Raw genomic sequence first — 16,519 nt, forward strand, 5'->3', positions numbered from 1 at the left:
GATGTGCAATGTTGGATGATGGTGCAATGCGCGCTTTTGGCCGAAAGCGGACATCGCCCTCCCGGTTGGGGCGGCATGCTACTCACTTCTACGAATGACTCCACCGAATTTGGTCTAGTAGCGCTGACAACCTCGACCACAGCGCTCGGTATCGAGGATGCCGATCCGCATCAGTGATTGCGAAGAACGTCTCGAAATACTTGCGGACAACCACTGGTAGCTCGCGGCGGAATAGTCGCTTGTAGTCCCGCATGCTGAGAGTCGACTGGGACTCCATGCGAGCGTTCAAATAGTGTCTAAGTGCGAAGTCCCTCACCCTCCGTGGAGTTGCCTCCGTCTGCAGATACTGCGTCATCAGCAATTCGAACCAACGTCGAGCGGTCATGACATGCAACTCGCCCTCTCGCAAAGTGTGTCCCCTGAGAGCGGCGATGGCGGGGCCTGCAGCCAGGGTTCGCAACATGGCTCCGTAGAAGTCACGGAACGATCCCATGACCTCCGATTCATCGATCCTGTGGGACGGTCCGACGAGCGCGAAGCAAGGCGCTGGCTTGCTGAGGCGAATGCCAGAAATCAGACTTCCTCCGTAGCACGCCGCCACGGTGACCAACAGGCGCATCCCAGTAGCGATGTTCAATGGAGTCATGGCGTCGCAGAAGTCGTCCCAGCTCAGATTGCTGTCATCAGCGAACCAGATCCCGGAGTTCTCGTCTCCGTGTGCTTCCAGGTGAAGCACGGGCAAGAGGCCTCTGGTCTGAACCTGAGTTTCAAGATCCCTGAGAAGAGCCAAGAAGGCATCGCGGGAGGCTACTTGCACGAGTGTCGCCTTCGCAGGGGCCTCGTCCAAGGTGTTGATGTAGTCGCGAAGAAGGGACCCGGTCTTCATCTCCAAGCTGCTCAATGATTCGGCGACAACGATCGCATTGAACGTAATGTCATCGGGAGGATCGGCAGCTTGCGCCAAGGGTAGTACAGTCCGCACGGTTCTCATTTTGACCCAACGTCCGCTCCCGACTCCTTGGTGTCATTCGAGCTTCTACAGGTACATGGCCGAATGACCGCCTTGGAGCCGAGACCGTGCACTGGGCATGCTCCGGAGAGTGACCGCAACCGCTGCTCAGCCGCCGTTGTCTGCTCAATCCAACGCAGTTGGACATAGCCGCAGCGCTAAGCCCTCTGGAGGAGCATCTGTTAGTTGAAGACTGGGCCGAGGCGGAGGGTGCGATAGCTGAGGCGGGACAAGAACTTTCGGTCTCGGAGAAGTTGCCAGTTCGAAAGCGGGATCGCACAACGTTCCCGCATGCCTTGGCCCGAAAACGCCAGAGCCGTGGTATCGGGATGCCTGTGTAAGAAAAGCGCAGTTTCTGGCTTCTTTGTTGAGAGTGATCGCAAACTCACATCTAAAGATGTAGGCGAGAAAGTCTGACTATTTCAGTTTCTCAAGTCTGAGAAACTCGAGTTCAGTCCGACGAATTCGAGTTCCTCTCATCAGGTCCCAGGTCAGACGTCGATGTTGCCCGCGCGCAGCGCGTTGGTCTCGATGAAGTCGCGGCGCGGTTCCACCTCGTCGCCCATCAGCATGGTGAACACGCGATCGGCTTCGATCGCGTCGTCGATCTGCACGCGCAGCAGGCGGCGCACGTTCGGGTCCATGGTGGTTTCCCACAGCTGCTCGGGGTTCATCTCGCCCAGGCCCTTGTAGCGCTGGCGGCTGGTGGTGCGCTCGGCTTCGCTGATGAGCCAGCGCATGGCCTGGCGGAAGTCACCGACCTTCTCTTCCTTCTGCTTGTCGCCCTCGCCACGCATCACCTTGGCGCCTTCGCCCAGCAGGCCACGGAAGGTGTCGGCGGCGGTGGCCAGCGCGGCGTAGTCGGCGCCGTGCACGAAGTCCTGCGTGAGCACGCTGCTCTTGATGTTGCCGTGGTGGCGGCGGCTGATGCGCAGGATGGGTTTGTCGGTGCGCACGTCGAACTCGGCCGCCACTTCGGCGGGCACGCCGGTGGTGGCCAGTTCGCGCAGCTTGGCCTGCAGCGAGACCGCGCTGACCTCGGCCTGCTCCACGCTGTCGAGGTTGAGCGCCACGCCATCGGCGATCGCGCGCAGGGCCTCGGCGTCCATGAAGTTGGACAGGCGCGCGATCACGCTCTCGGCGATCTGGTGCTTGCGCGCCAGCTCACCCAGGGTGTCGCCGCTGAGCGTGGTCTGCGTGGCGCCGCCGGTGAACACGCTGGCATCCTTCAAGGCGATGCGCAGCAGGAAACCGTCGAGCGCGGAAGCGTCCTTCAGGTACAGCTCTTCCTTGCCGGCCTTGACCTTGTAGAGCGGCGGCTGCGCGATGTAGATGTGGCCGCGCTCGACGAGCTCGGGCATCTGGCGGTAGAAGAAGGTCAGCAGCAGGGTGCGGATGTGCGCGCCGTCCACGTCGGCGTCGGTCATGATGATGATGCGGTGGTAGCGCAGCTTGGCGACGTTGAAGTCGTCCACGCCGGCCGTGCCGCCCGCGCCCGTGGCCTTGCCGATGCCGGTGCCCAGCGCGGTGATGAGTGTGAGAATTTCGTTGCTGGTCAGCAGCTTCTCGTAGCGCGCCTTCTCCACGTTCAGGATCTTGCCGCGCAGCGGCAGGATCGCCTGGAACTTGCGGTCGCGGCCCTGCTTGGCCGAGCCGCCGGCGGAGTCACCCTCCACGATGTAGATCTCGCACAGCGCCGGGTCCTTTTCCTGGCAGTCGGCGAGCTTGCCGGGCAGGCCCATGCCGTCGAGCACGCCCTTGCGGCGCGTCATTTCGCGGGCCTTGCGCGCGGCTTCACGGGCGCGCGCGGCTTCGACGATCTTGCCGCAGATGATCTTGGCGTCGTTCGGGCGTTCCTGCAGGTAGTCGGCCAGCAGGCGGCTCACGATGTCTTCGACCGGGCCACGCACTTCGCTGGAGACCAGCTTGTCCTTGGTCTGGCTGGAGAACTTGGGCTCGGGCACCTTGACCGACAGCACGCAGCACAGGCCTTCGCGCATGTCGTCGCCGGTGACTTCCACCTTGGCCTTCTTGGCCAGCTCGTGCTCTTCGATGTACTTGTTGATCACCCGCGTCATGGCCGCGCGCAGGCCGGTGAGGTGGGTGCCGCCGTCGCGCTGCGGGATGTTGTTGGTGAAGCACAGCACCTGCTCGTTGTAGCCGCTGTTCCACTGCATCGCGACTTCCACGCCGATGTTGGTGCCCTGGTCGCTCTGGCGGTCGCCCATGGCGTGGAACACGTTGGGGTGCAGGACGGTCTTGCCCTTGTTGATGAAGTCGACGAAGCCCTTGACGCCGCCGGCGCCGGAGAAGTCGTCTTCCTTGCCGCTGCGCTCGTCCTTCAGGCGGATGCGCACGCCGTTGTTCAGGAAGGAGAGTTCGCGCAGGCGCTTGGACAGGATCTCGTAGTGGAAATCGGCGTTCTCGCGGAAGATCTCGTAGTCGGGCAGGAAGTGCACCTCGGTGCCGCGCTTCTCGGTGGCACCGGTGACGCGCATGGGCGAGATCTCCACGCCGGTGGGCGTGGTCTCGATCACGCGGTTCTGCACGAAGCCGCGCGCGAACTCGAGCAGGTGCACATGGCCTTCGCGGCGCACGGTGAGGCGCAGCCACTGCGAGAGCGCGTTCACGCAGCTCACGCCCACGCCGTGCAGGCCGCCCGAGACCTTGTAGCTGTTCTGGTTGAACTTGCCGCCGGCGTGCAGTTCGGTCAGCGCAATCTCGGACGCCGAGCGCTTGGGCTCGTGCTTGTCGTCCATCTTCACGCCGGTGGGGATGCCGCGGCCGTTGTCCACCACGCTGATGGAGTTGTCGGTGTGGATGGTCACCACGATGTCGTCGCAGTGGCCGGCCAGGGCTTCGTCGATGGAGTTGTCGACCACCTCGAACACCAGGTGGTGCAGGCCGGTGCCGTCGGACGTGTCGCCGATGTACATGCCCGGGCGCTTGCGCACGGCTTCCAGGCCTTCCAGGATCTGGATCGAGCCTTCGCCATAGCCCTCGCTGGCACCGGCCTGGTGGGCGTCGATGGTGGGCTGGAAATTGGAGCTTTCGGCTTGCGCCTCACCGGTGTTGACGGATTCGGCGGGCTTGTTGGCGTCGGACATGGTGGAATTTCTCGATCTCAGTAAACGCCAAACCCGCGGTGTTCGCGGGTTTGGAATGCGGGAGCAACCAGGGGGTTGGACCTCAGATGCGCATCGGCATGACAACGTATTTGAAGGCGTTGTCGTCGGGGTTGGTGACCAGCGCGGAGCTGTTGCCGTCGGACAGCTCGATGCGGACCATCTCCTGCGACATGTTCTGCAGCGCGTCGATCAGGTAGGTCACGTTGAAGCCGATCTCGATGGTGTCGCCACCGTAGTCGATGTCGAGTTCGTCCACGGCCTCTTCCTGTTCGGCGTTGCTCGAGGCCACGCGCAGCACGCCGGGCTCGACGTTCAGGCGCACGCCCTTGAACTTCTCGCTGGTCATGATGGCGGTGCGCTGCAGGCTGGCCAGCAGGGGCGCGCGGCCCAGGGTGACGATGTTCTTGTGGTTCTTGGGAATCACGCGGTTGTAGTCGGGGAACTTGCCCTCGACCAGCTTGGTGACGAACTCCATGCCGTCGAAGCTGAACTTGGCCTGGTTGGCCGCGAACTGCATCTCGATCGCGCCTTCCTTGTCGGACAGCAGGCGCTGCAGTTCGAGCACGGTCTTGCGCGGCAGGATGACTTCCTGCTTGGGCACTTCCACGTCCAGCGTGCTGGAGGCGAAGGCCAGGCGGTGGCCGTCGGTGGCGACCAGGCTGAGCTGCTTGCCTTCGGCCACGAACAGGATGCCGTTGAGGTAGTAGCGGATGTCGTGCACCGCCATCGCGAACGAGACCTGGCTCAGCAGGCTCTTGAGCGTCTTCTGCGGCACCGAGAACACGGGGCCGAAGCTGGCCGATTCCTGCACCAGCGGGAAATCTTCGGCGGGCATGCTCTGCAGCGTGAAGCGGCTCTTGCCGCCCTTGAGGATCAGCTTGCCGGCGTTCGATTCCAGGCTCACGGTCTGGTCGCCCGGCATGGTGCGCAGGATGTCGATCAGCTTGCGCGCGCCCAGCGTGGTGGCGAAGTTGCCGCTGTCGCCGTCGAGTTCGGCGGTGGTGCGGATCTGGATTTCCAGGTCGCTGGTGGTCAATTGCACCTGCGAGCCGGTCTTGCGAAGCAGGACGTTGGCCAGGATCGGCAGGGTGTGGCGGCGTTCCACGATGCCCGCGACCGATTGCAGCGCGGCCAAAACCTTGTCCTGGGTCGATTTCAAAACGATCATGTCAGACTCTTTCTTCTCTGGTTGCTTGTCGGCCGGTTCCTGCCTCCCGGTTGGCCCTTTTCCTTGTTTGGGCCAAATCCTCGCTATTTTCGCCTTTTTGTGAGCGGCTTCCGCAAAACGGCCCCCGGGTCTTCCCGCTCATCCCTTGAGCGTCTGTTCCAGCACGTGCAACTGCTGGTTCAGCTCGGTGTTCTGCTGGCGCTCGGCCGCGATCTTGCGCACCGCGTGCAGCACGGTCGTGTGGTCGCGCCCGCCGAACAGTTCGCCGATTTCGGGCAGGCTCTTCTGGGTCAGTTCCTTGGCAATGAACATGGCGATCTGGCGCGGCCGCGCAATGCTGGCCGGGCGCTTCTTGCTGTACATGTCGGCAACCTTGATCTTGTAGAAATCCGCCACCGTCTTCTGGATGTTCTCCACGCTGATCTGCCGGTTCTGGATCGACAGCAGGTCCTTGAGCGCGTCGCGCGCGAGCTGGATCGAGATTTCCTTCTGGTTGAAGCGCGAATAGGCCAGGATCTTGCGCAGCGCGCCTTCGAGCTCGCGCACGTTGGAGCGCACGTTCTTGCGCACGAAGAAAGCCACTTCCTCGGGCATGACGGCGTTCTCCACCGCCGCCTTGTTGATCAGGATGCGCCACGCGCATCTCCAGCTCGGGCGGCTCGATGGCCACCGTGAGGCCCGAGTCGAAGCGCGAGACCAGCCGTTCGTGGATGTCGGCCAGGCCCTTGGGGTAGGTGTCGCTGGTCAGCACGATGTGGCTCTTCTTGGCCAGCAGCGCCTCGAAGGCATTGAAGAACTCCTCCTGGGTGCGCTCCTTGTTGGCGAAGAACTGCACATCGTCGATCAGCAGCAGATCGAGCGAGTGGTAGCGTTCCTTGAACTCATCGAAAGTCTTGCGCTGATAGGACTTGACCACATCGGAGACGAACTGCTCGGCGTGGATGTACAGAACTTTGGCCTGTGGACGGTCGGCCAGCAGGTGGTTGCCGATGGCATGCACCAGGTGGGTCTTGCCCAGGCCGACGCCGCCGTAGATGAACAGCGGGTTGTACAGCTGGCCCAGGCTGCCGGCCACGTGCATGGCCGCGGCGCGCGCCATGCGGTTGGCCGAGCCCTCGACCAGGGTGGAAAACGCGAGCGCCGGGTTCAGCCGGGTCTTGGGGCCGCTGGGCGCGGCGACCTCGGCCGGCGCCAGGTCGGGCAGCTCGGACAGCACCTGGTCTTGCACCGTGCGCGGCGCTGGCGACGTGCGGCTGGGCGTTTCGCGCGGAGCAAGCACCAACTCCAGTGTCACCGGGACCCCCTGGAGGGTCTCCAGCAGGGCCGAAATGCGGGACGCGTACTGGGCCCGGATCCAGTCCATCTTGAACCGGTTCGCCACGGCCACGACCACCTTGGAACCGTCGGGCGCGACGGTGGCGGTCAGGGGCCGGATCCAGGTGTTGAACTGTTGTTCGGGGATCTCTTGCGCGAGCCGGTCCAGGCAGGTGGACCAGAGCGAGAGGGCGTCCGGCCGGGGAGCGGTCAGGGACGCATCAGGGGGAATGCCCTCGATCATGCTGGGAGCGGTGAAGCCGTTGTGGTTGTGGACAAATGTCTCGGGGCAATCCGACGATTGTAGTGCGCGCCGCGACTTATCCACAAGGCAGGGAAATCACCGTTGGCAGGGGGTGGGCAGTCGGTCGCGAAGCCCGGCCGCTTGAAGTGATGCGGCGGCTCCCACCGCCAAGTGCTTGCCGGACATCGGGTTTATTTGCGATAATTGCGGGTTTCCCCGATTTCTACAGAGCACCATGAAACGCACTTACCAGCCCTCCAAGATCCGCCGCGCCCGCACCCACGGCTTCCTCGTCCGCATGAAAACCCGCGGGGGCCGTGCCGTGATCAACGCCCGCCGCGCCAAGGGCCGCAAGCGCCTGGCCGTCTGAGGCTGCGCGTGTTCTGCCGGCGCCGACTCGCCCGGCTCCCTCACCGCGTGACCCGGACGGTTCAGCGGTGACCCAGCGGCTGCGGTCCCGGCAACAGTTCCAGGCCGTCATGGCGGGCGCCCCCGTGGCCAAGACCCCCCACTTTGCCCTGCACCGCGCCGCGCTTTCCAGCGCGCACGAGGGCAGGGCCTTGTTTCCCGTGGCCGACGCCTGGGTGGGGGTGCTGCTGCCCAAACGCTGGGCCAAGCGCGCCGTCACGCGCAATGCGATCCGCCGTCAGATCTACGAAGTCGCCCGCCACCGGGCCGCGAGCCTGCCCCAGGCGGCGCTCGTGGTGCGCCTGCGCAGCGAGTTCAGCCGCCAGCAGTTCGTCAGCGCCACCTCCGACGCGCTCAAGCGCGCGGTGCGCGCCGAGCTGGAGCAGCTGCTCGCGCCGCCGCGTTCCGCGCCACGCGCGGCACCGCCTGCGGAGATCCGACATGCTGTCTGACTGGCCGCGCCAGGGCCTGCTGGGCCTGGTCAAGGGATACCGTCTGCTGCTCAGCCCGTGGCTCGGCAGCGGTTGTCGTTTCGAACCTTCCTGCTCGCTCTACGCCATCGGTGCGCTGGAGCGCCATGGTGCCCTGGGCGGCACCTACCTCACGCTGCGGCGCCTGGTCCGCTGCCACCCGTGGTGCGACGGGTGCCATGACCCGGTGCCCGCCTCCCTGCCCACGCTGTTCTCCAGCCTGATTTCACCTTCCTGCGAAAAGAAGAACCCGTCATGAATGACATCCGTCGGTCCATCCTGTGGGTGGTTTTTGGTCTGTCGATGGTCCTCATCTGGGACAAGTGGCAGATTCACAATGCGCCACAAGCCCACCTTCTTCCCCGGCGCCGCGCCGGCCGTGACCGCGCCCGCCGCGTCCACCAGCCAGCCGGCCGGCGGCAGTGGCAGCAACGCCGGCGTGCCGACGGCGGCGCAGAGCGGTGCGACGCCGGTCGGCGAAACCCCGGCCGCAGCGCCCGGCGCCGTGGCCCAGCGCCACGAAGTCACCACCGATCTGTTCAAGCTGGTGTTCAACAGCGAAGGCGGTTCGCTGATCGGCGCCGAGCTGCTCAAGCACGCCGAGGCCACCGGCCAGAGCAAGGACAAGACCGAGCGCCCGTTCACGCTGCTGGCCCAGGGTGGCGAGCACATCTACGTGGCCCAGACCGGCCTGATCGGTGGCAACTTCCCCACCCACAAGACGCCGATGGCGCTGGTGGGCAACCCCACCACCCTGGCCGACGGCCAGAACGAGTTGCAGGTGCGCTTTGAATCGGCCGAGGTCGGCGGTGTGAAGCTGGTCAAGACCTACACCTTCACGCGCGGCCGCTACGACATCGGCGTGCAGCACGAGGTGCAGAACGTGGGCAGCCAGGCGGTCACGCCCCAGCTCTATCTGCAGCTGGTGCGCGACGGCAGCAAGCTCAGCAGCGAAACCCCCTTCTACTCGACCTTCACCGGGCCGGCGGTCTACACCGCGGAGAAGAAGTACCAGAAGATCGAGTTCGCCAACATCGAGAAGAACAAGGCCGAGTTCGTCAAGTCGGCGAGCGACGGCTATGTGGCGATGGTGCAGCATTACTTCGCCTCGGCCTGGCTGCTGGGCGATGGCGTCGCGCGCGAGAACTTCGCGCGCAAGATCGACAACAACCTGTTCGCTGTGGGCAGCATCACCGCGCTGACCGCCATCGAACCGGGCCAGAGCCAGAGCCAGCAGTCGCGCCTGTTCCTGGGCCCCCAGGAAGAGAAAGTGCTCGAGACCATCGCCCCCGGCCTGGAACTCGTGAAGGACTACGGCTGGCTCACCATCCTGGCCAAACCGCTGTACTGGCTGTTGGAGAAGATCCACGGCTACGTGGCGAACTGGGGCTGGTCCATCGTGCTGCTGGTGGTGCTGATCAAGGCCGCGTTCTACTGGCTCAACGCCAGCGCGTACCGCAGCATGGCCAAGATGAAGAAGATCAATCCCCGCATCATGGAAATGCGCGAGCGCCTCAAAGGCAACCCGCAGCAGATGCAGCAGGAGATGATGAAGATCTACCGCGAGGAAAAGGTCAACCCGCTGGGTGGCTGCTTCCCCATCCTGATCCAGATCCCCGTGTTCATCGCGCTCTACTGGGTGCTGCTGTCCAGCGTGGAAATGCGCAACGCGCCCTGGGTGGGCTGGATCACCGACCTGTCCTCGCCCGATCCGTACTTCATCCTGCCCCTGGTGATGGCCGTGACCACGCTGATCCAGACCGCGCTCAACCCGCTGCCGCCGGACCCGCTGCAGGCCAAGCTGATGTGGCTGATGCCGCTGATGTTCTCGGTCATGTTCTTCTTCTTCCCGTCCGGCCTGGTGCTGTACTGGATCACGAACAACGTGCTGACCATCGCGCAACAGGCCGTGATCAACAAGAGCATGGGCGTGCCGCTGAAGTTCAGCATGCCGAATTTCAAGGCCTGACCCCGTGATCGGATGACCCCCTGCGCCGCTGACGCGGCTTCCCCCTAAAAGGGGGACGGCGTCTTGGGCCGGCGGAGCCGGACCCTCGACGCCTCTGGAGGGTGTGTTTCTCTTCTGTGAAGGGCCTGCGTTGCGGGCCCTTTGTCTTTTATGCTCGCCTCCTATGCTCGCTGCCTCGCGTGACCCCATCGTTGCCATCGCCACCGCGCCCGGTCGTGGGGCCGTGGGCATCGTGCGGGTGTCGGGACGGGGCCTGGCGGCTTTTGTCTTGGCCCTGCTGGGGCGCGACCTGAGGCCGCGCGAGGCGACCTACCTGCCCTTGGCCGATGCCACGGGCCAGCCCATCGACCACGGCCTGGCCCTGTGGTTTCCCGGCCCGCACTCCTACACCGGCGAAGACGTGCTCGAGCTGCAAGGCCACGGTGGGCCGGTGGTGTTGCAGTTGCTGCTGGCGCGCTGCCTGGAGGTGGCGCGCGACACCGCGCCCACGCTGCGGCTGGCGCGCGCGGGCGAGTTCACCGAACGCGCCTTCCTCAACGACAAGCTCGACCTCGCGCAGGCCGAGGCGGTGGCCGACCTGATCGATGCCAGCACCGAGGCCGCCGCGCGCAGCGCCTCGCGTTCGCTGGCCGGTGTGTTCTCGGGCCGCGTGCACACGCTGCGCGACGCGCTGGTGAACCTGCGCATGCTGGTCGAGGCCACGCTGGACTTCCCCGAGGAAGACATCGACTTCCTGCAGAAGGCCGATGCCACGGGCCAGCTGCAACGGCTGCGCGACGCGTTGGCCGAGGTGCAGGCCCAGGCGCGCCAAGGCGCCTTGCTGCGCGACGGTTTGCAGGTCGTCATCGCGGGCCAGCCCAACGCGGGCAAGAGTTCGCTGCTCAATGCCCTGGCCGGGGCCGAGCTGGCCATCGTCACACCCGTGGCCGGCACCACGCGCGACGTGGTGCAGCAGACGATCCAGATCGAGGGCGTGCCGCTGCACGTGATCGACACCGCCGGCCTGCGCGACAGCCCCGATGTGGACGAGGTCGAGAAGATCGGCATCGAGCGCGCCTGGGAGCGCATTCAGCGCGCCGACGCGGTGCTGTTCGTGCACGACCTCAGCCGCAGCGAAGGGGCGGACTACCAGACGGCCGATGCCTCGATCGCGGCCAGCCTGGCCAGCACCCTGCCCGCCGACGTGCCGGTGCTGCACGTCTGGAACAAGCTGGACCAGGCGCCCGCGGCGGTCGTGATGGACGCGCAGGCCGACACACTGGCGATCTCGGCCAAACACGGCACCGGCCTGGAGGCCTTGCGCCAGCGCCTGCTGAGCCTGGCGGGCTGGCAGCACGCGGGCGACGGCCTGTTCATGGCGCGCGAACGGCACCTGCAGGCCTTGCGCCGCGTGGGCGATCACCTCGACGCCTCGAACGCCTTGCTGCAGGCGCGCGCGGAGCACCTGGACCTGCTGGCCGAGGAGCTGCGCCTGGCGCAACAGGCCCTGAGCGAGATCACCGGCGAGTTCACCGCCGACGACCTGCTGGGCGAAATCTTTTCGCGTTTTTGCATCGGCAAATGAAGCCAGCGCACCGCTCGGTGCCGCTCTGAGACCGCCGAGAGTGCAACTGTAAGCACGGGTAAGAACAGGCTTGCGCGCGCCGGTCGTGCGCGGTTATCTTGACCGCATGAACGCCCAGTTGCCCACGTCCGTGCGCTTTGACATTCAAGGCTTGGCCCAGTCCATGCGGCTGAGCAGCGCGCTGGACGCCGTGCCCCTGAACCTCAACGACCCCCAGTGGGTGCAGCTGCCAACTACCTGCAGCCGGTGGCGCTGCAGCAGGGGCAGGTGCTGATCGAGCAAGGGGTGAAGGACCGCACGGTCTACTTCGTGGAGAGCGGCACCCTCACCGTGCACTACGAGGATTCGCGCGAGCGCGTGCGCATCGCCGTGGTCGGTGCGGGCTCGTTGCTGGGCGAGGGTGCGTTTTTCAGCCACCTGCCGCGCAGCGCCACGGTGCACGCGGGCAGCGATTGCCGGCTCTGGTGTCTGACCCCTTTGCGTTTTCGGGAACTCTCCTCGCGCCACCCCGATGTCGCGCTGGACCTCAGCGTGGCCATGTCGGCGGTGCTGGCTCGGCGCATGTACAACCGGCCCAAACGGGTCGCCGTGACCTGAGCGCCGCGGGCACGAACGGAATCAAGGCCGTCCTGTGTTGCTTTTTCAACCTTTTGCGCGCGCGTCCCTGGCGCACACTTTGCCCATGTCCTTGATGAGCTGGCTACAGGCCAAAAAATCCGCCACACCCGACAAGGGTCCTTTCACCCGTGCGCGCAAGAAGTTCAGCCAGACCACGCTGCCGCTGATCTCGCCGCGCCGCGGGCGCCGCATCCTGCGCCGTGAGCAGCTGTTCGCGGTGGTGCGCGAGTCGCTCATCCGCGCGGGCGTGTTGTCCACCAGTTACGAGTTCAAGGTGCTCACGCTGGACGCCAACGGCGACAGCTTCCTGGTGCTGGTCGACCTCGCGCTGCCCGCCAAGGCCATGCCCGATGAATACCTGCTGGAGATCGAGCGCTGGATCCAGCAGAGTGCCCAGACGCGGCACGAGATGGACGTGCGCTCCGTCTACTGGCGCCGCAAGGCCGTGCACGACCAGGTCGGCATGGCGCTCAAGGCCGCCGTGGCGGCCCAGACCCGCCGCGAGGCGGTGCCGATGACGCCGGGTCTGGTGCCTGAAGCCAAGGTCACCAGCCCGATGCCCAGCCCCACGGCCATTCCCCGGCCCGTCATGACGCCGTCGAGCGCGCCCGCGCAGGTGGTGGGGGAAGACGAGGTGGAGGCGTTTCGCCTTGCCTTGCAGAGCGTGGCCAAGCCACCCTACCGCTCCCCTGCTGAAGCGCAGGCGCAGCTGCCGGTGCCGGAGTCGCACAGCGATTTCGGGGCCTTGAGCGAAACCCAGTACGGCAAGCTCTGAGGGGCCGGCCGGTCGCTCAGTGGCCGGCGAAATCGAGCAGCGTGAAGAGCTTGAGGCCGGAGGCGCGCAGCTTCTCCGAGCCACCGAGTTCCGGCAGGTCGACGATGGCCGCGCCTTCCATCACTTGCGCGCCCAGCTTCTCCAGCAGCCGGCGCCCGGCCATCATGGTGCCGCCGGTGGCGATCAGGTCGTCGATCAGCACCACCCGGTCGCCTGCCTTCACGGCATCGGTGTGCAGTTCCACCGTCGCGCTGCCGTACTCCAGCTCGTAGGTTTCTTCCACCGTGGTGAAGGGCAGCTTGCCCTTCTTGCGGATCGGCACGAAGCCCACGCCCAGTTCGTAGGCCAGCACCGAGCCGATGATGAAACCCCGCGCATCGAGTCCGGCCACCACGGTGGGGCGCAGCGCCGTGTCCATGTAGCGGTGCACGAAGGTGTCGATCAGCACGCGAAAGACCTTGGGGTCTTGCAGCAGCGGCGTGATGTCGCGGAACTGCACACCCGGTGCGGGCCAGTCGGGCACCGTGCGGATGTGGGATTTCAGGAAGGCGGAGGTGTCCATGGGCTCGGTCCGTGAGGGAGCGGCCATTATCTGCGGTGGCGCAAAAAAAAGCCCCGGCACAACGGCCGGGGCGCAGACCATGGCGACCCTTGTACAAAGCCATGGGCTGGAACGGGAGGCCGTGATCGGCCCTGGGCGCATTCTGATTTCCCGGGCCCGCTGCCCGCCAGGGCTTCCGGCGTGTGGTGCCTGCCAGCCGACGAAGTGGCGTGCTCAGCCCGAGAGCAGCTTCTCTTCGGCCAGGGCCAGCGCGGGCGCCTTGCCACTGATCACCACCGTGTCGCCGCTTTCGAACACCGTCTCGTCGCTCGGGGACTGGGGCTTGCCGCTGGCGCGGCGCAGGCTCACCACGCGCACGCCCACCGCGTGCAGCGCCAGGCTGCCCAGGGTCTTGCCGACGTTGCGGCCACCCGGGGGCAGGGTCACGGTGTTGAGGCGCTCGTGGTCGATCTCGTCGGCACCGTCGTCGTCGGCACCGTGGAAGTAGCCGCGCAGCAGGTTGTAGCGCGCATCGCGCTGGTCCTGCACCACGCGGATCACGCGCCGCATCGGCACGCCCACGAGCGCCAGCGCGTGGCTGGCCAGCATCAGGCTGGCTTCGATCGCCTCGGGCACGACCTCGGTGGCGCCGGCGGTGCGCAGTTTTTCCAGGTCCGCGTCGTCCACCGTGCGCACCACCACCGGCACGTGCGAAGCCTGCTCGTGCGCGTGGCGCAGCACCTTGAGCGCGCTGGGGGTGTCCAGGTAGGTCACCACCACGGCGCTGGCGCGGTGCAGGCCGGCGGCCATCAGGGCCTGCAGGCGCGCGGCATCGCCGAACACCACCGAATGGCCGGCGGCCGCGGCCTGCCGCACGCGGTCGGGGTCGAGGTCGAGCGCCATGTAGGGAATGTGTTCGGCCTCCAGCAGGCGCGCCAGGTTCTGGCCGCAGCGGCCGTAGCCGCAGATGATCACGTGCTTGTCGGCGTTGATGGCCTTGCGCGCGATGCTGGTCATCTGCACCGACTGCATCAGCCAGTCGCTGCCCACCAGGCGCGTGACGATGCTGTTGGCGTAGAGGATGGCGACCGGCGTGGCGAGCATGGAGATCACCATGCTGGCCAGGATGGGGTTGAACAGCTGCGGTGGCACCAGGTTGTTCTGGCCGGACAGCGTGAGCAGCACCAGGCCGAATTCGCCGGCCTGCGCCAGATAGAGACCGGTGCGCAGCGCCACGCCCATGGGGGCGCCGAAGGCGCGCGTGACGCCCGTGATGAGCGCGAGCTTGAACGCCATGGACACCGACAGCAGCAACAGCACCAGCGGCCAGCGGTCCAGCACCAGGCGCCAGTCCAGCATCATGCCGATGGTGATGAAGAACAGGCCCAGCAGCACGTCGTGGAAGGGCCGGATGTCGGTCTCCACTTGGTGCTTGAACTCGGTCTCCGAGATCAGCATGCCGGCCACGAAGGCGCCCAGCGCGAGCGAGAGCCCGGCGTGTTCGGTCAACCAGGCCAGGCCCAGGGTGATGAGCAGCAGATTGAGCATGAAGAGCTCGTCGCTCTTGCGGCGCGCCACCTGCGTGAGCCACCAGCGCATGAGCCGCTGCCCACCGGTGAGCAGCAGGCCGAGCAGCAGCACGGCCTTGAGCGTGGCCCAGCCCAGTGCGCGCAGCAGCTCTTCGGGTTCCGAGGCCAGGGCAGGGATGATCACCAGCAGAGGCACCACGGCCAGATCCTGGAACAGCAGGATGCCCAGCACGCGCTTGCCGTGCTCCGATTCCAGCTCCAGCCGCTCGGCGACCATCTTGATCACGATGGCGGTGCTGCTCATCGCCATCACGCCGCCCAGCGCCAGCGCGGTCTGCCAGGGCACGTTCCACCAGGTGGGCAAGGCCAGGGTGAGCAGCAGCGAGCCCACGGTGGTCAGCAGCACCGTCAACACCACCTGCGACATGCCCAGGCCGAACACGTGCCGCTTCATCGCGCGCAGCTTGGGCAGGCTGAATTCCAGCCCGATCACGAACATGAGGAACACCACGCCGAACTCGGCCAGGTAGCGCACACCGCTCGAGTTCTGCGCCAGCGCCAGCGCGTTCGGCCCGATCACCACGCCCACGACCAGGTAGCCCAGCATCGGCGGCAGGCGCAAGGTGCGGCACGCCACCACGGCCAGCACGGCGGCCAGCAGATAGAGCAGGGCGAGGTCGAGCGAATTCATGAAGCGATGGTAATGGCTGACCCACCACGCGGCGGCGGGCCGGCGGCGATAATTGCGCCCATGACCCTGCCCCCTTCCTTCGACCCGGCCCGGGCCCTGACCCTGGCGCAGGAGACCCTGAGCATCGAGGCACAAGCCGTGACCGCCGTGGCCCAGCGCCTGGACGCGTCTTTCGCCCGAGCCATCGAACTGGTGCTGGGCATTCCCGGGCGCGTGGTGGTCATGGGCATGGGCAAGAGCGGCCACATCGGCCGCAAGATCGCCGCCACGCTGGCCTCCACCGGCACGCCGGCCATGTTCGTGCACCCGGCCGAGGCCAGCCATGGCGACCTGGGCATGATCACCAGCGCCGACATGGTGCTGGGCATCAGCAACAGCGGCGAAAGCGAAGAGCTCACGGCCATCCTGCCGCTCATCAAGCGCATGGGCGTGCCGCTGCTGGCCATCACCGGCCGGCCCGACTCCACACTGGGCCGCCACGCCAACGTGGTGCTGGATGCCTCGGTCGACAAGGAGGCCTGCCCGCACAACCTGGCCCCCACCGCCAGCACCACCGCCCAGCTCGCCCTCGGTGACGCGCTGGCCGTGGCCCTGCTCGACGCACGCGGTTTCAAGGCCGACGACTTCGCGCGCTCCCACCCCGGCGGCGCGCTCGGGCGCAAGCTGCTCACCCACGTGAGCGACGTCATGCGCAGCGGCGACGAGGCCCCGCGCGTGGGCCTGGACGCCGGCCTCATGGAGCTCATGCGCGAGATCAGCGCCAAGGGCCTGGGCATGACCGCCATCGTCGACAGCGGTGAGCGCGTGGTGGGCATCTTCACCGACGGCGACCTGCGCCGCCTGATCGAGAAGACCGGCAGCGGCGCCGATCTGCGCACGCTGGTGGCGCGCGACGTGATGCACCCCCAGCCGCGCACCGTGCGCCCGGACGCGCTGGCCGTGGAAGCCGCGGGTCTGATGGAAGCCGACCGCATCACCAGCGTGCTGGTGGTGGACGGCGCCGGACGCCTGCAGGGCGCGCTCAACAGCAACGACCTCATGCGCGCGAAGGTGATCTGAACGTGGAACCCCTGCGCCCGGTGCTCGAGTTT

At 66.2% G+C, this 16,519-nt stretch carries 12 protein-coding genes and 2 pseudogenes; 8 read left to right on the forward strand and 6 right to left on the reverse strand.

The window, feature by feature from the left end:
- Positions 1–88 precede the first annotated feature (88 nt).
- From ACFJGX_RS05535 to dnaA, 4 genes and pseudogenes are all read right to left on the reverse strand, one after another.
- A complete protein-coding gene (locus ACFJGX_RS05535) occupies positions 89–964 on the reverse strand; it encodes a hypothetical protein (RefSeq protein WP_382322377.1) in 876 nt (291 codons plus the stop codon).
- 536 nt (positions 965–1,500) lie between these two features.
- Positions 1,501–4,116, reverse strand: coding sequence for a DNA topoisomerase (ATP-hydrolyzing) subunit B (gyrB, locus tag ACFJGX_RS05540; RefSeq protein WP_382327959.1), 2,616 nt, complete (start codon positions 4,114–4,116; stop codon positions 1,501–1,503).
- A gap of 82 nt (positions 4,117–4,198) precedes the next feature.
- Positions 4,199–5,305: a DNA polymerase III subunit beta gene (gene dnaN / locus ACFJGX_RS05545; RefSeq protein ID WP_297401592.1), complete on the reverse strand. Its 1,107-nt coding sequence runs from the start codon at positions 5,303–5,305 to the stop codon at positions 4,199–4,201.
- 138 nt (positions 5,306–5,443) lie between these two features.
- Positions 5,444–6,863 (reverse strand): annotated as a pseudogene (dnaA, locus tag ACFJGX_RS05550) (chromosomal replication initiator protein DnaA).
- A 235-nt stretch (positions 6,864–7,098) separates the two neighbouring features.
- Here dnaA and rpmH point away from each other — a divergent pair.
- The 7 genes and pseudogenes from rpmH to ACFJGX_RS05585 all read left to right on the forward strand — a co-directional run bounded on the left by rpmH (position 7,099) and on the right by ACFJGX_RS05585 (position 12,667).
- Positions 7,099–7,233, forward strand: coding sequence for a 50S ribosomal protein L34 (gene rpmH, locus ACFJGX_RS05555; RefSeq protein WP_006299042.1), 135 nt, complete (start codon positions 7,099–7,101; stop codon positions 7,231–7,233).
- Between the two features lie 109 nt (positions 7,234–7,342).
- Entirely contained in the window at positions 7,343–7,723 is a 381-nt protein-coding gene (locus ACFJGX_RS05560; protein ID WP_382163813.1) for a ribonuclease P protein component, read from the forward strand.
- Entirely contained in the window at positions 7,713–8,000 is a 288-nt protein-coding gene (gene yidD, locus ACFJGX_RS05565) for a membrane protein insertion efficiency factor YidD (RefSeq protein WP_382327961.1), read from the forward strand. The genes ACFJGX_RS05560 and yidD overlap by 11 nt, the downstream gene beginning before the upstream one ends.
- Positions 7,997–9,710, forward strand: a pseudogene (gene yidC, locus ACFJGX_RS05570) (membrane protein insertase YidC). The gene yidD and the pseudogene yidC overlap by 4 nt, the downstream one beginning before the upstream one ends.
- A gap of 163 nt (positions 9,711–9,873) precedes the next feature.
- Positions 9,874–11,274: a tRNA uridine-5-carboxymethylaminomethyl(34) synthesis GTPase MnmE gene (gene mnmE, locus ACFJGX_RS05575; RefSeq protein ID WP_382322373.1), complete on the forward strand. Its 1,401-nt coding sequence runs from the start codon at positions 9,874–9,876 to the stop codon at positions 11,272–11,274.
- Between the two features lie 216 nt (positions 11,275–11,490).
- Positions 11,491–11,871: a Crp/Fnr family transcriptional regulator gene (locus tag ACFJGX_RS05580; protein ID WP_382327963.1), complete on the forward strand. Its 381-nt coding sequence runs from the start codon at positions 11,491–11,493 to the stop codon at positions 11,869–11,871.
- 94 nt (positions 11,872–11,965) lie between these two features.
- The gene (locus ACFJGX_RS05585; RefSeq protein WP_382152765.1) at positions 11,966–12,667 is read left to right on the forward strand and encodes a hypothetical protein; all 702 of its coding nucleotides are present in this window, start codon (positions 11,966–11,968) and stop codon (positions 12,665–12,667) included.
- Positions 12,668–12,683: 16 nt separating this feature from the next.
- Here the strand turns inward: ACFJGX_RS05585 and ACFJGX_RS05590 are convergent, their stop codons facing one another.
- Positions 12,684–13,229, reverse strand: a complete 546-nt coding sequence (locus tag ACFJGX_RS05590; RefSeq protein ID WP_291115220.1) for an adenine phosphoribosyltransferase — start codon at positions 13,227–13,229, stop codon at positions 12,684–12,686.
- 213 nt (positions 13,230–13,442) lie between these two features.
- Positions 13,443–15,428 (reverse strand): monovalent cation:proton antiporter-2 (CPA2) family protein, encoded by a 1,986-nt coding sequence (locus ACFJGX_RS05595; RefSeq protein ID WP_382322371.1) that lies wholly within the window; start codon positions 15,426–15,428, stop codon positions 13,443–13,445.
- Between the two features lie 60 nt (positions 15,429–15,488).
- Between ACFJGX_RS05595 and ACFJGX_RS05600 the strand changes: the two genes are divergently transcribed.
- Complete coding sequence (locus ACFJGX_RS05600; protein ID WP_382327966.1) at positions 15,489–16,487, forward strand: SIS domain-containing protein; 999 nt, start codon at positions 15,489–15,491, stop codon at positions 16,485–16,487.
- Positions 16,488–16,519: the final 32 nt, after the last annotated feature.

This window comes from Hydrogenophaga sp. UC242_50 (assembly GCF_042697355.1).
Classification (GTDB): domain Bacteria; phylum Pseudomonadota; class Gammaproteobacteria; order Burkholderiales; family Burkholderiaceae_C; genus Hydrogenophaga.

Coding starts and splice junctions, on each gene's coding strand:
- gyrB (WP_382327959.1), bottom strand. CDS start 4,116: ATGTCCGACGCCAACAAGCCCGCCGAATCCGTCAACACCGGTGAGGCG.
- dnaN (WP_297401592.1), bottom strand. CDS start 5,305: ATGATCGTTTTGAAATCGACCCAGGACAAGGTTTTGGCCGCGCTGCAA.
- rpmH (WP_006299042.1), top strand. CDS start 7,099: ATGAAACGCACTTACCAGCCCTCCAAGATCCGCCGCGCCCGCACCCAC.
- ACFJGX_RS05560 (WP_382163813.1), top strand. CDS start 7,343: ATGGCGGGCGCCCCCGTGGCCAAGACCCCCCACTTTGCCCTGCACCGC.
- yidD (WP_382327961.1), top strand. CDS start 7,713: ATGCTGTCTGACTGGCCGCGCCAGGGCCTGCTGGGCCTGGTCAAGGGA.
- mnmE (WP_382322373.1), top strand. CDS start 9,874: ATGCTCGCTGCCTCGCGTGACCCCATCGTTGCCATCGCCACCGCGCCC.
- ACFJGX_RS05585 (WP_382152765.1), top strand. CDS start 11,966: ATGAGCTGGCTACAGGCCAAAAAATCCGCCACACCCGACAAGGGTCCT.
- ACFJGX_RS05590 (WP_291115220.1), bottom strand. CDS start 13,229: ATGGACACCTCCGCCTTCCTGAAATCCCACATCCGCACGGTGCCCGAC.
- ACFJGX_RS05595 (WP_382322371.1), bottom strand. CDS start 15,428: ATGAATTCGCTCGACCTCGCCCTGCTCTATCTGCTGGCCGCCGTGCTG.
- ACFJGX_RS05600 (WP_382327966.1), top strand. CDS start 15,489: ATGACCCTGCCCCCTTCCTTCGACCCGGCCCGGGCCCTGACCCTGGCG.